General features: G+C 45.2%; 13 protein-coding genes. 8 read left to right on the top strand and 5 right to left on the bottom strand.

Features of this window, described 5'->3' with window-relative positions:
• Positions 1-68 precede the first annotated feature (68 nt).
• The 4 genes from B0G85_RS01895 to B0G85_RS01880 all read right to left on the bottom strand — a co-directional run bounded on the left by B0G85_RS01895 (position 69) and on the right by B0G85_RS01880 (position 3,819).
• Positions 69-1,304 (bottom strand): ABC transporter substrate-binding protein, encoded by a 1,236-nt coding sequence (locus B0G85_RS01895; protein WP_100378738.1) that lies wholly within the window; start codon positions 1,302-1,304, stop codon positions 69-71.
• Positions 1,305-1,403: 99 nt separating this feature from the next.
• Positions 1,404-2,645, bottom strand: coding sequence for an FAD binding domain-containing protein (locus tag B0G85_RS01890; RefSeq protein ID WP_100378737.1), 1,242 nt, complete (start codon positions 2,643-2,645; stop codon positions 1,404-1,406).
• A 17-nt stretch (positions 2,646-2,662) separates the two neighbouring features.
• Positions 2,663-3,112, bottom strand: coding sequence for a VOC family protein (locus B0G85_RS01885; RefSeq protein WP_100378736.1), 450 nt, complete (start codon positions 3,110-3,112; stop codon positions 2,663-2,665).
• A 2-nt stretch (positions 3,113-3,114) separates the two neighbouring features.
• Positions 3,115-3,819 (bottom strand): TetR/AcrR family transcriptional regulator, encoded by a 705-nt coding sequence (locus B0G85_RS01880; RefSeq protein WP_100378735.1) that lies wholly within the window; start codon positions 3,817-3,819, stop codon positions 3,115-3,117.
• A 146-nt stretch (positions 3,820-3,965) separates the two neighbouring features.
• Between B0G85_RS01880 and B0G85_RS01875 the strand changes: the two genes are divergently transcribed.
• From B0G85_RS01875 to B0G85_RS01845, 7 genes are all read left to right on the top strand, one after another.
• Positions 3,966-4,439, top strand: coding sequence for an SRPBCC family protein (locus B0G85_RS01875; RefSeq protein ID WP_100378734.1), 474 nt, complete (start codon positions 3,966-3,968; stop codon positions 4,437-4,439).
• Between the two features lie 39 nt (positions 4,440-4,478).
• Positions 4,479-5,333, top strand: a complete 855-nt coding sequence (locus B0G85_RS01870; RefSeq protein ID WP_100378733.1) for an FAD binding domain-containing protein — start codon at positions 4,479-4,481, stop codon at positions 5,331-5,333.
• 26 nt (positions 5,334-5,359) lie between these two features.
• A complete protein-coding gene (locus tag B0G85_RS01865) occupies positions 5,360-5,869 on the top strand; it encodes a (2Fe-2S)-binding protein (protein WP_100378732.1) in 510 nt (169 codons plus the stop codon).
• A gap of 19 nt (positions 5,870-5,888) precedes the next feature.
• Positions 5,889-8,285, top strand: a complete 2,397-nt coding sequence (locus B0G85_RS01860) for a xanthine dehydrogenase family protein molybdopterin-binding subunit (RefSeq protein ID WP_100378731.1) — start codon at positions 5,889-5,891, stop codon at positions 8,283-8,285.
• Between the two features lie 88 nt (positions 8,286-8,373).
• Positions 8,374-9,150, top strand: coding sequence for a 3-hydroxybutyrate dehydrogenase (locus B0G85_RS01855; protein WP_100379146.1), 777 nt, complete (start codon positions 8,374-8,376; stop codon positions 9,148-9,150).
• An 87-nt stretch (positions 9,151-9,237) separates the two neighbouring features.
• Positions 9,238-9,816, top strand: a complete 579-nt coding sequence (locus tag B0G85_RS01850) for a superoxide dismutase (protein ID WP_100378730.1) — start codon at positions 9,238-9,240, stop codon at positions 9,814-9,816.
• Between the two features lie 35 nt (positions 9,817-9,851).
• Complete coding sequence (locus B0G85_RS01845) at positions 9,852-10,445, top strand: urate hydroxylase PuuD (RefSeq protein WP_100378729.1); 594 nt, start codon at positions 9,852-9,854, stop codon at positions 10,443-10,445.
• 133 nt (positions 10,446-10,578) lie between these two features.
• On the opposite strand, the gene B0G85_RS01840 is transcribed toward B0G85_RS01845, so the two are convergent.
• The gene (locus B0G85_RS01840; RefSeq protein ID WP_100378728.1) at positions 10,579-11,748 is read right to left on the bottom strand and encodes an NAD(P)/FAD-dependent oxidoreductase; all 1,170 of its coding nucleotides are present in this window, start codon (positions 11,746-11,748) and stop codon (positions 10,579-10,581) included.
• A gap of 105 nt (positions 11,749-11,853) precedes the next feature.
• On the opposite strand from B0G85_RS01840, the gene B0G85_RS01835 reads away from it, so the two are divergent.
• Positions 11,854-12,798, top strand: coding sequence for a hydrogen peroxide-inducible genes activator (locus B0G85_RS01835; protein ID WP_100378727.1), 945 nt, complete (start codon positions 11,854-11,856; stop codon positions 12,796-12,798).
• The last annotated feature ends 77 nt before the right edge of the window (positions 12,799-12,875 follow it).

Below are 12,875 nucleotides of genomic sequence, written 5' to 3'. Positions count from 1 at the left end.
CCATTGGCCGATGAGGCTGTATGGGAGAGTTCAGGGTAGATCAAATGATCTACCCCGAGATTTCTGCTTTAAGCCTTATGGCCCAATTCAGCACAACTACGCATATTTTTCTCTGTTGTGGGCTCAATGGTTAGGATATTGAAGACATCATATTTGTCTTTCATATTCTTAGACTTTGATTCCACGATGATGACTGTTTGAACGGCTTGATGATCGCATTTACGGTAGTACTCGGGACCCTTATACCAATCGTATTTTAGATTCTCCATCGCACTGACTACTTTTAATGCCTCAGTGGATTTAGCGATTTTGACGGATGCCAAAACACTCTTAACCCCAGCATAACCTAGTGCGCCGTAATCAGATGGCACAGATCCGTTATACATCTTGCGGAATGCATCATTAAATACCTTCGCTGTTGGGATGCGATCTTCCAGTCCCCAGTAATAAGAGGTGCCACCGATGATGCCTTCAAATGCTTCCGGTCCGCCAGCAAGGCGAGATGTGTAGAGCAATACTGGGGCGACAATTTTCATGCTGGACTTCAGGCCGAAGTCAGTACATTGTTTAGCTGCATTTAATAAGTCACGTCCGAAATTACACAGTACCAAAATATCCGGATTTAAAGCCTTAATGCGGGGCAAAAAAGCGGAGTAATCAGAGGTGCCCAATGGATGACGAATGTCTGCTAATGTAGTTGCCCCCATCTCTTTACCTGCTCGCTCAAACGCGCGCACCATTTCATGGCCGTAAGCATAGTCAGCAGTTAGGAAGACAATTTTTTTACCAAAACGCGGTATTGAGTAGCGCGCAACTGCTCCGGCAGTCATCGTTGGATTTAGTGCCTCATGGAAGGTATAGGGACTCCAATCCTTTGCTTCATTAATAGCATCTGATTGGCTGATAGAGTTAAAGAGCACCTTACGCTCCTTGCAGACGGCATTGATTGAAAGTTGAGTGGCGGCTGATAATGAGCCGACCACAAAATTCACCTTGTCTTTTTCAATAAGCTCTAGCGTTCTGGTGGCGGCTTCTCCTGGATTTAGCTTTGTATCCCTTACTAGTAATTCTGCTTTTCGACCGTTAAAACCACCGGCGTCATTAAATTCTTTAATCGCAAGTTCCGCTGCTTTTACTTGATCTTGAGCTTCAGCAGAAAAGGGGCCAGTTAAAGGTGTTGGAAATCCGATTTTAATCGTGTCAGATTGTGCAGTGGCTAAATTAATCCAAAGCGGAGTACTTGCTGCAGTAGCTCCACCGATTATCATTTTTCTTCTGGTTTGATTCGTTACTTTTTGTTTCATGGTTGTCTCCTCCATTTAAAACAGTTAATTAATAAAAATACTTTTTATTGCATAAATACTAACTGAATAGCTGCTTAATAAAATAAATCTACTGCGAATTTAATGCCGGGGTTCTGGAACTGCATTACCTGCTGCTAGTAATGCACTGATGTCGATGGCTGTTTCGGCCATCACCGTAGATGCATTTCTTTTTAGGCCGCCATCATCTGACATCAGCTTGCTGCTTTGGGCCTGCATGTAGCGACCGAGATATTGAGCTCGAGCAACTACCTGCTGCCCCATCGATAGCCGCTCATTACTATAGGCATCCAATGCAGCAGGGGTTGCCCCTAATGCAGCAATATGATTTGCAATTGACATTGCCTCATCTCCGGCTTTGGTGACGCCCATACCAACATGAGGGCGTGCTATAAAAGCGGCATCACCCATTAGAGCAATCCTGCCAAAGACAATTTGTTCGGAGCGAACGTCATAAATAGGCTGCAAAAAAGGAGAGGCTGTTTTTTCAATAATCTCGACATATTGAGGTGCCAGTAGGTTTCGAGCCTGCTCTCGCATAGCTGCAATATGTCTCCAAGAGACTTTCAAAGGAGGGATGCCGGTAGGAAAATATTTACCATCAGCATCAGTCAGTAGATCTACTAATTCCTTATTTTCGCCTGCTGGCCTGTACCATACAAAGTTGTAGCGTCTTTTTCCGGGTCTGGTGTCATTTCCTTGACCCGCAACTGGATAACCCAGCATTTGCTCGCCATCAGGAAGACAGAATCCAAAATAATTAAATAGGGTTTCTAGCGTGTAATTTGAAAGATGACTTTCATCGCATACTCCCCGCCATGCAATATAACCCGCATATTTAGGCTGAATGCTAGGGGCCATAAAAGTGCGCGTCGCCGATCGAATGCCGTCAGAGGCGATTAAGAGTTCAGCCTCATACCTTGACCCATCCGCACATTTCACTTCAACCTGATGTTGATTCTGACTAATAAAGGTGACATTTTTCCCCTGCAGGTAGCGCTCACTTGGAAAGTTTTCTCTTAGTAGGTGATATAGCCTGCTCCACGAGGTCACAATTTGAGGCAAATGGATTTCCCCGAGACTATTCCCATCAGCGCCTAGCGTTACCCGCTTATTTACTGCGATACCCAGACTTTTATCGATGGAGATTCCAGCCTCTCGTAATGCATCTGCCAAAGCATTATGGGTCACAATTCCGGCGCCACGACCATCCAAGGAGCCCGCTGCTTTTTCAAGAAGAGTGACGTCATGCCCGGCACGCAGCAGAATATTTGCTGCGAACAAGCCGCCCAGTGAGCCACCAACGATCAGAATTTTAGCCATGAACTTTTTTATGCACCTTAGGCATCAAGGGCAAGCTTTTCTTCCGCTGGATAATTGAGTTCGATCACAATACCATTTGGGTCGTTTAAAAAAATCTGATGTAACTTCAAAACAGGGACAGAGCGTTCTTTAAACGGCGTCCCCATTTTTTTAAGCAGGGCAAGCTTATCTGCCAGGCCAGTAGCGAAAAAGGCAATATGGTCAACAGCTCCCGAGCCAAATAGAGTAGCGGGGTCCCGTTCACCTAAGTACTGCTTTAATCCATTTGGATCATTCTTATCAATGGCAATTAAATGAAGCACCGCATTGGCCCAATCATTTTCATCTCCGTTATAAAGCCAGACTCCAGGAAATGGAAATTCAGGGCGAGGACCTATAGTCAGACCCAGTAGCTCGCTATAAAATGCAGTTGTCTTTTCGATTTCTAGACTGCGTATTGAAAAATGATTCAGGCTTAAGTTAGACATGGTTAACCTTGTTTAGTGGAGAATAAATTTTGTGCTGAAATAAGATAAGAGCGGACGCGATCTTGGATAATTTCCTCATCAGTAGCGGTATTGCTTGAGTCATAAATCGTTTGACCATACACCCAGCGACGCATGCCGATATAAAAGATGCCGCCATGAAGTCCCATGAGTAGCTCTAGTTCGCGCTGTGTTGGCTTGGTTCGTGATGTATATCCATAGTACTTGCGTGTTTCGCGGACGAGGCGCGGTAGTAGGCGAGATCGCAGAAGCTTAAAGAATGGGTCGCTGATAGAGTGGTCACTCAACCCTGAAAAGATCAAAATCCGTACAAATTCGTAAGTTAAAACTGTATTGGAGTAGTCCACATAAAAAGCATTGAACTTTTCTTCTGGTGATTGTTTCTGATCATCGAGCAGTTGCTCCCACTCAGGCTTCCAGCGTGATTCAAACACATCCTGATAGACCGCTTTGATTAAAGCATCCTTGGTTGGAAAATAATGGTAAAGCAGTGTATGAGTAACTCCAAGATCTTTAGTTAAATTTCTTAATTGACCTTCAATTCCGTATCGTGCAAAGTACTTGATTGCTCCATCCAGCAATTGGCGCTTTCGATCGGTGGCGCTCATTCTGCGCCGTGCGGGCATTGTTGCAGCAGCTGAGTCATCAGCTCCCAGATTCAGAGGCGCGTCATCTAAATTCAAGCTCATAAGCCAAGAGACCTAATTGGGTAAGTCAAATTCATATTTGTCAGGGTTTATCCGAATTTGGTCTTATTGACCAAAAGTTAAATAATGGTACATTGTTGAACAATTGGTCGATAAGACTCTATTCGTACAAACCCCAAGGAGAAGTGATGGAACTTAATGGCGAACAACTGATTGCTGCTCCGATCCCCGATGTCTGGAGGGGTTTGAACGATATTGACGTCTTGGCTAAGTCGATTCCAGGCTGCGAAGAGATTAATCGTATATCGCCCGAAGAGATCCATGCGAAGGTCATGTTCAAGATTGGGCCTGTACGAGCCCGCTTTTCAGGAAAACTGTTTTTGAGCGACGTGATTCCTGATAAGTCCTGTTCCATGACTTTTGAGGGGTCTGGTGGAGCGGCAGGTTTTGCTAAGGGCCGTTCACGAGTAGAGTTATCGCAGGTCGATGGAGGCACCTTAGTTTCATACACAACAGAGGCCTCTATTGGAGGCAAACTGGGTCAGATCGGCGGTCGACTCATCAGCGCATCTGCGAAAAAGATTGCAGATGATTTTTTTCAGAAATTTGCAAAAGAAGTCGGTGGTGAAGTGGTAACTCTCGAGTCTGATACCAAAATTTAAAAATAGATTACATCGATAAAAAGTCGCAGGGGAAATCCAATGAAGGCAGCAGCATTTGATTATATAAAACCAACAGTTTTAGCTCAGGCTCTGTCTTTGCTGGCCGAGGCGGGCGATGATGGACAATTAATAGCAGGGGGTCAGACTTTGTTGGCAACGCTAAATATGCGCCTCTCTGAGCCAGGTATATTGATTGACATTAGCGGCATCAATGAACTTAAAGGCATTTCTTTGGTTGGTAACCAGCTTCGTATTGGCGCGCTTGTTACTCATACTGAAATAGAAGATTCTGAGTTGGTGGCTAAACATGCTCCACTGTTAAAGGCTGCGGCGCCACATATCGCTCATAGGGCAATTCGCAACTTAGGTACCTGGGGCGGCTCTTTGGCTTACGGTGATCCAGCAGCCGAATGGCCTGCTTGTAGTTTGGCATTAAATGCCACAATGATTATCGTAGGCCCCGGTGGTGAGCGTCGTATTTCAGCGCAAGATTTCTTTATCGATCTTTACACAACATCCTTAGAGCCGGATGAGATTTTACTAGCGACAGAGATTCCGATTGCTGATAAAAATCAAGTATTTTATTTTCATGAACTAGCAAGGCGCCACGGCGACTATGCCATTGCTGGCCTTGCCGCTGTTGCTCAAAAGCAAGGAGATGTAATAAGTGATTGCGCTTTAACTTTCTTTTCGGTTGCATCTACCCCGCTAATGGCACTCAAGACTCAGACATTAGTTAACGGTAAAGTGCTCACGCCGGAAGTGATCGCCAGCGCTGTTGTGGCTGCGAGAGCTGAGATTGATGCTATTGCGGACATCACTAACAGTGTAGAAACAAAACAGCACCTAATTGGCGTTTTATTAGAGCGCGGCTTAAAGCACCTCGCTGCTTAAGTTATAAATTCAGTTCGGAGATTGATATGACTATCAAGAAAAAAATTACGCTGACTGTTAATGGAGCCTCCATTACAGCTGAAGTTGAACCACGTCAGCATTTGGTTGACTTCCTTAGGGAGGACCTTTTTTTGAAAGGTCCTCATTTAGGCTGTGAGCACGGGGCTTGTGGCGCCTGTACCGTAAAGGTCGATGGGCAGATCATTCGTGGCTGCTTATTTTTAGCCGTGCAAGCTGATGGGAGAGTCGTAGAGACCATTGAGGGATTAACTAAAAGTGGTGCCTTAGTAGACTTACAAGAGTCATTCATGCGCCATAACGCCATGCAATGTGGATTCTGCTCATCGGGCATGCTGCTTGCTGCTGCTGAATTAATTGAAAAGCAACCCACCGCTACGCGTGAAGAGGTGCGCGAGTGGATTTCCGGAAACTATTGCAGATGTACTGGGTATCACTCTATTGTGAGTGCGATTATGGATGTTTTAGAAGCGCGACTGAAGGGTGAAAAAATTAAACCCGTTGTTTCTCACGCCTAAGGTGATTGGAAGATAGATTATGAATAAGCCAGCAGATCTCAAGGGGTTGATGCTTGATCCAGTTACAAATGATCAGCGCTACATTGGTAATAGCGAGCCTAGACATCGAGCTCGTCGACTACTTGAGGGCCAAGGCACTTATGTTGACGACATCCAGCTGCCTAGAATGGGTCACGTCGTGTATTGGCGCTCTCCAGTCGCGCATATGAAGATTGGAAAAATTCATACCGAACACGCTATAGGGATGCCAGGTGTTTTAGCTGTTGTCGATGGTGTGCAGATGGCGACACTGTGCAAGCCTTGGGTTGCCACTTTAGAGCACTTAGTTGGCATGAAATCTGCTCCACAATATGCACTTGCAATTGATCGAGCTTGTTGGCAAGGGGAGCCAGTAGTCGCAGTGGTTGCCGAGACGCGCGCTCAAGCCGAAGATGCTTTACAGCATATTGAGGTGGAGTGGGAAGAACTTCCTGCAGTTGTCTCTATGGAAACAGCGTTAGATGCAGACACACCATTAATTCACCCAGAGCTTGGGGATAATTTATGCTTTACCCGTACTTTGGATGTCGGTAGTGTTGATGAGGTGTTTGCTAGTGCAGATATTGTTGCTGAGGCTACTTTTGGGTTTGGTCGACATACTGGAGTGACGCTAGAGCCACGTTGTCAAATCGCTGACTACAATCCGGGTGACCGCCGCCTGGTTGTGTATCACTCTCAGCAAGCGCCCCACATGATGCAAGATTTGTATTGCCGTCAGTTTGGATTATCCGAATCAGACGTGCAGGTAATTTGTAAAGATGTAGGCGGATCATTTGGTATAAAAGTCCATGCCTATCCGGATGATTTTGCTACAGTAGGCTTGGCTATGATGTTGGGTCGCCCAGTAAAATTTGTAGCAGATCGTTTGGAGTCTTTTACAAGTGATATTCATGCACGTGAGCATCGTATAAAAGGGCGTATTGCCGCCAACAAAGAGGGTGATATTTTGGCCTTTGAGATCGATGATCTAACGGCTATCGGCCCATATTCGATGTTTCCAAGAACGAGTGCTATTGAGGGTAATCAAGTCGTGAATCTAGTGGGCGGCCCATATAAGCATCAGCATTACCGTGCCAAGCTTAATGTCGTGTTTCAAAATAAAACACCTACTTGCCAGTATCGCGGTGTAGGCCACCCAATTGCCTGTGCCGTAACGGAAGGGTTGGTTGATTTAGCGGCGCAAAAACTCAAGATGGATCCGCTGGAGTTTCGCAAGCGTAATGTCATTCCGGATGATGCCTATCCTTGCACCGGAATTTCTGGAATCAAACTGGAAGTGTTATCGCATGAGCAATGTTTACGTACTATTGAAAAAATGATTGACTATCCGGCCTTGCGTAAAGAGCAGGCTGAGTTACGTAAAAAAGGAATTTATCGTGGCATCGGTTTTGCAACTCTGATCGAGTTAACGAATCCTAGCCCAGCTTTTTATGGCGTAGGCGGAGCACGTATTGCCTCCCAGGACGGAGCCACTGCAAGACTAGATCCCAGCGGTGTCGTTTCAGTATTAATTGGAGTAGGTGAGCAGGGCCAGGGTACAGAAGGCATATATGCGCAAATCGCCGCCGATGCAGTAGGGATCTCTATTAAGGATGTACGTATTATTACCGGGGATACTGATGTAACCCCTTATGGTGGTGGTACATGGGCCTCACGGGGGGCTGGTGTTGGCGGCGAAGCAGTCTTGTTGGCTTGCCAAGCGCTTCAGGAGAACATCTTAAAGCTCGCTGGCGCTATTTTGACTAAATCCTCAGAGTCACTGTCGGTCTATCGCGGCAATGTTTTAGATAAAGCTACTGGGGAGACACTTTTACCTTTTAGCGAGATTGGACGTATTGGATATTTCCGAACCGATACATTGCCTATTGGTTTTTCTGCAGACTTAATGGTGACCCGTCACTACACTCAAAAAGAATATCCCTTTATCTTTACCAATGGCGTGCAGGCCTCTTATGTTGAGGTTGATCCTGATACTGGGTTTGTGAAGTTATTAAAACATTGGGCAGTGGAAGATTGTGGGCGTGTATTAAACCCAATGTTAGTTGATGAGCAAGTGCGTGGTGCCATTGTTCAAGGCATCGGGGGCGTTCTCTTTGAAGAGTGTTTATATGACGAGAGTGGGCTTTTGCGCAATGGCAGTATGGCTGATTATCTGGTGCCGATGGCTAATGAAATGCCGGATATCGAAGTTGCGCACGTGCAGACTCCTACGCAGTCGTCTAAGCTTGGGGCTAAAGGTGCTGGTGAGGCCGGCACTGCTGGAGCACCAGGGGCAGTCCAAAATGCAATCAATGATGCTTTGGCGCCATTTAGTGTGGCTGTGTTTGATCAGCCTATTACTTGCGAAAAGATTCTGAAGGCACTTGGAAAAATTTGACAACACTATCCTGTAATATCGAAAGTTAGTTGATACAAAAAGTTGCACTTCGAACATGCATGATATTTATTTAAATAGCGAAAAAATTATGTTTTCATTAAAAGGTAAAACAGCACTCGTTACCGGGTCGACCAGCGGTATTGGTTTGGCTATGGCCGTTGCATTAGCCAAGCAGGGGGTGAACATTATGGCCAACGGTTTTGGCGAGAAAGATGCCGCTATTGCCTTGATTAAGTCCTGTGGAGTTGAGGTGGATTATCACGGCGCAGATATGAGTAAGCCTGATCAAATTGAGGATTTAATTAAGCAAACTGAAAAGCGTTTTGGAGCGCTCGATATTTTGATCAACAATGCTGGCATTCAACATACTGCCAATGTAGAAGATTTTCCAGCCGATCAATGGGATGCCATTATTGCTATTAACTTAAGCTCCGCTTTCCATACGAGCCATCACGCACTTCCGGGTATGAAAAAACGAAACTGGGGTCGTATTATTAATATCGCCTCGGTGCATGGCCTAGTCGCCTCAACACAAAAAGCTGCGTATGTTGCTGCTAAGCACGGCATTATTGGCTTAACTAAAGTGATTGCATTGGAAAACGCCAAAACAGGAGTTACCTGCAACGCGATTTGTCCAGGCTGGGTATTGACCCCCTTAGTCCAAAAACAAGTAGATGCGCGTGCACAGCGGGAAGGTATTTCAAATGAAGAGGCAAAAAATGCTCTGGTATCTGAAAAGCAGCCTTCAGGCGAATTTGTATCTCCAGAGCAATTGGCTGCTCTAGCGGTATTTTTATGTGGCCCAGATGCCTCTGAGGTGCGTGGTGTAGCATGGAATATGGATGGGGGCTGGACTGCTCAGTAGTCTAAACAAAAACACCATAATCGACTATAGTAACTACAAAGCTGAGCACTACGGCCAGTTATCAAATTCAATTAAAAGGAAAAAATAATGGAACATACATTACCTCCACTGCCATATGCTATGGATGCATTAGCACCATTCATTTCAAAAGAAACGCTTGAGTTTCACTACGGCAAGCATCACCAAGCTTATGCAACAAATTTAAATAATCTAATCAAAGGCACTGAGTTTGAAAATGCGCCTTTAGATGAGATCGTTAAAAAGGCAGCCGGCGGCGTTTTTAATAATGCTGCTCAAGTGTGGAATCACACGTTTTATTGGAATAGTATGAAGCCAAATGGTGGCGGAACACCTACCGGCCCCTTAGCTGATGCGATCAATGCAAAGTGGGGTTCATTTGATAAATTCAAGGAAGAGTTTACAAAATGCGCTGTTGGAACATTTGGTTCTGGTTGGGCTTGGCTCGTTAAAAAAGCAGACGGGACTTTAGATTTAGCCTCTACTAGTAACGCAGCTACACCATTCACAACTGACTCAAAGCCACTCCTGACTTGTGACGTTTGGGAGCATGCTTACTATGTCGACACTCGCAATGCACGTCCAAAGTATGTAGAAAACTTTTGGAACGTCGTCAATTGGGATTTTGCGAGCCAAAATTTTGCTTAAAGTAATGTGTTCAATTTAAAGTCTACAGGGTAGCTATGTCATCAATATTGACTTCGCTGAGTCGTACCGTCATTGCTGGTTTTGTATTACTGGTGCTCATTATTTTTGCTTTAGGCGGGAATGTAAGTTCAATTGAATTGCCCTTTTTGTTCCGCTGGATCCATGTCATGGTTGCCATGATGTGGGTGGGACTCCTATGGTACTTTAATTTTGTGCAGATTCCTTCCATGTCTAAAATTCCAGATGAACAAAAACCCGCGATCACTAAAGTTATTGCGCCAACAGCGTTATTTTGGTTCCGCTGGGCTGCATTATTTACTGTGCTTAGCGGTTTGATTTTGGCGGTATTGAATGGCTATGCGCATCAAGCATTTACTTTGCAAGCACCATTTAGGGCTATTGGTTTAGGTATGTGGATCGCATTAGTGATGGCTTTTAATGTGTGGTTCATTATTTGGCCCAATCAAAAAAGGGCCTTAGGTATGGTTGTTGTTGAGCCCGAGGTAAAGGCAAAATCTGCACGCGTTGCTATGCTGACGTCTCGCTTGAATACCTTGCTTTCTATCCCAATGCTGTTTTTGATGATTGTTCAATCGCACAACACTACTTGGTTTGTAGTCGCTTCATAAGTAACTGTTGTACTAAGTTTTTATTGATATGACAAAGGCCCGCAATTTACATGCGGGCCTTTTCTTTTTTTCTTGCTCCCTTTTTCCTTTTTTTGATCGCTGCTTGTCCGTTAGTTAACTTGGCTACGGACATTTACTGCAATATAGGCGGTAGTTCTTTAGTGAGCGCTGCGCGTTGAGTGGTAGCAGAGCCTAGTAGGGCAAAGCCGAGTAATTGGCCGTCGCTTGATTCAAAGCGTGCCTCGAGACCACCCTCAATGGTTTTAATTTTCCAGTTGCCGCTAGCTTCTTTTGCTGGAGGAGAAACAATTGTGGGCAATGCAGGTGTTTTCACCATAACAGGCATCGCTGGATAACTCAGAATTGCTTCTTGTCCAAGAAGGTTGGGCGCAAGTACACGGGCAGCCTGCATGATTGGCATGACGTAAGGCAGCACTAAGCCATCAATTTCTGCGCAATCACCAATGGAGAATACATTTTTGGCGCTGGTTTCTAAATGGCGATTTACTTTTATTCCTAGTCCAGTATCAATCCCTGCTGCTTTAGCTAGCTCTAAACGCGGCTTCAGTCCTACGGCAGATAAAAACGTATCACAATCAATGGTGCTGCCATTGGCTAAGGTAATACGTAGATTTTCTAATTCACGGTCAATTGATTGGATCGTGGTTTCAAAATGCCAGCGAACACCCGCTTCACTTAATTTATTTTGGAGCGCATGTGCGGCTTCCTCTGGCAGTAGTCGGCTCAAAGCTTGTGGGGCTAGGTCAATGACATCAACCTCAAAAGATCCCAAAACAAGATCGTTTGCGAACTCACATCCGATCAGTCCTGCACCTAATATTGCCACCTTCTTTTTTCCAGCGATCGCTTGGCGAAATTGGGCATATTCACCAAGATCATTTACGGTAATCACTTCATGTGCTGCATTACCTTGTAGGGGTAAGCGAATCTGATCCGAGCCTAAACTCAGCACTAATTTCCTATAAGGTAGTACGCCTTTGCTTGTTGCAATTGTTTGTTTGTCTGTATCAATGGAGGTGACTTCAGTCGCGCTAAGAATGGTGATTTCAAGTTGGGCTGCCATACTTTCGGCGCTACCAGATATCAGCTGATCAGCTAGCTTGCTACCAGCAATCGCAGTAGAGAGCATCGGCTTTGAATAAGAGTAGCCCGGTTCACGCGTTACGAGAGTGATTGGTGTGCTCTTATCCAGTTTGCGAATTTCGCGAATAACAGTAAAACCGGCCAAACCGCTACCAATGATGATGATGGCAGGGGATGTATTTTGATGAACTGAATCCAAGGCGAAGCTCCCTAAAAAAGCGTTAAATTAGCTTTAGCGATAATACCGATCAATAACGGTGATATTATTTGACTAATAGATTGATTATAGAGAGTGTTGTAAACCATGGTGAACTTACCCTCATTACGTCAACTGCGCTATTTTGTAGCCATTGCCAAGGAGTTGAACTTCACACGAGCTGCAGAAGCCTGTTTTGTTGGCCAATCAACCCTGAGTGCGGGATTAAAGGAGTTGGAAGAGGGCTTGGGTATTCGTTTAGTGGAGAGGGATCGACAGAATGTGGCGATTACGCCGATTGGTCGCGAGATCCTACTCAGGGCAAAGACGATCTTGGCTGCATCAGAGGATTTGGTGGAGTATTCAGCTGCTGCGGGTAAGCCAATGGCTGGAACAATCCGGCTAGGCGTTATTCCAACCATTGCACCATTTTTACTGCCTAATGTGTTGCCAGATATTCGCTTGCGTTTCCCAGAATTAAAGATTGCCTTACGTGAGGATCTAACGGCTAATTTATTGGTAAGGCTGGCTGAGCATCAATTAGACTTTGCTCTCATTGCACTTCCTTACGATACTTCAGGATTATTAGTAAAAGAACTCTTTGATGATGAGTTTTACTTGGTTGCCAGAGAAAATGATCCCGCACTCAAAGGTAAAGAAATTCAACTGCCAGCCAAAATGGCAGAGCGCTTATTACTCCTAGAGGAAGGGCACTGCTTAAGAGAGCATACGTTGCAAGCCTGCAAACGTTCAGATATACGTAACGCTGATGGGATGGAGGCTACCAGCTTGCTGACACTCTTACAAATGGTGGAATCAGGTATGGGAATTGCCTTATTGCCAGAGATGGCGGTAAAAGGAGGCCTACTAAACGGCAGTAGTTTAGTGGCGCGACCGCTAGCATTGCCTGCACCTAAGCGGGTGATTGCACTCGTTGCCCGCGCTTCAACAGCACATGCAGCAGAGTTTCAAGTATTTTCCGAGCGCATTCAAGATCTTTTCAGTGGTATTTTAAAAAAGACTCGCACGGGAGTAAAGAATCCAGTTAAGTAGTTTTTGTGGCCGAGCTAGAGGAAACTTTCTCGACGGCTGCAAACCCAATCATTTTTATTAGCACAACCAGAAAGAGC

It is taken from the genome of Polynucleobacter brandtiae, assembly GCF_002797575.1.
Lineage (GTDB): Bacteria > Pseudomonadota > Gammaproteobacteria > Burkholderiales > Burkholderiaceae > Polynucleobacter > Polynucleobacter brandtiae.
The sequence above is the reverse complement of the archived record's forward strand: the minus strand, read 5'-3'. Positions and strand labels throughout refer to the sequence as shown.

Excerpts from the sequence above, each read along its gene's own strand:
- B0G85_RS01895 (WP_100378738.1), bottom strand. The coding sequence starts at position 1,304 with ATGAAACAAAAAGTAACGAATCAAACCAGAAGAAAAATGATAATCGGT.
- B0G85_RS01890 (WP_100378737.1), bottom strand. The coding sequence starts at position 2,645 with ATGGCTAAAATTCTGATCGTTGGTGGCTCACTGGGCGGCTTGTTCGCA.
- B0G85_RS01885 (WP_100378736.1), bottom strand. The coding sequence starts at position 3,112 with ATGTCTAACTTAAGCCTGAATCATTTTTCAATACGCAGTCTAGAAATC.
- B0G85_RS01880 (WP_100378735.1), bottom strand. The coding sequence starts at position 3,819 with ATGAGCTTGAATTTAGATGACGCGCCTCTGAATCTGGGAGCTGATGAC.
- B0G85_RS01875 (WP_100378734.1), top strand. The coding sequence starts at position 3,966 with ATGGAACTTAATGGCGAACAACTGATTGCTGCTCCGATCCCCGATGTC.
- B0G85_RS01870 (WP_100378733.1), top strand. The coding sequence starts at position 4,479 with ATGAAGGCAGCAGCATTTGATTATATAAAACCAACAGTTTTAGCTCAG.
- B0G85_RS01865 (WP_100378732.1), top strand. The coding sequence starts at position 5,360 with ATGACTATCAAGAAAAAAATTACGCTGACTGTTAATGGAGCCTCCATT.
- B0G85_RS01860 (WP_100378731.1), top strand. The coding sequence starts at position 5,889 with ATGAATAAGCCAGCAGATCTCAAGGGGTTGATGCTTGATCCAGTTACA.
- B0G85_RS01855 (WP_100379146.1), top strand. The coding sequence starts at position 8,374 with ATGTTTTCATTAAAAGGTAAAACAGCACTCGTTACCGGGTCGACCAGC.
- B0G85_RS01850 (WP_100378730.1), top strand. The coding sequence starts at position 9,238 with ATGGAACATACATTACCTCCACTGCCATATGCTATGGATGCATTAGCA.
- B0G85_RS01845 (WP_100378729.1), top strand. The coding sequence starts at position 9,852 with ATGTCATCAATATTGACTTCGCTGAGTCGTACCGTCATTGCTGGTTTT.
- B0G85_RS01835 (WP_100378727.1), top strand. The coding sequence starts at position 11,854 with ATGGTGAACTTACCCTCATTACGTCAACTGCGCTATTTTGTAGCCATT.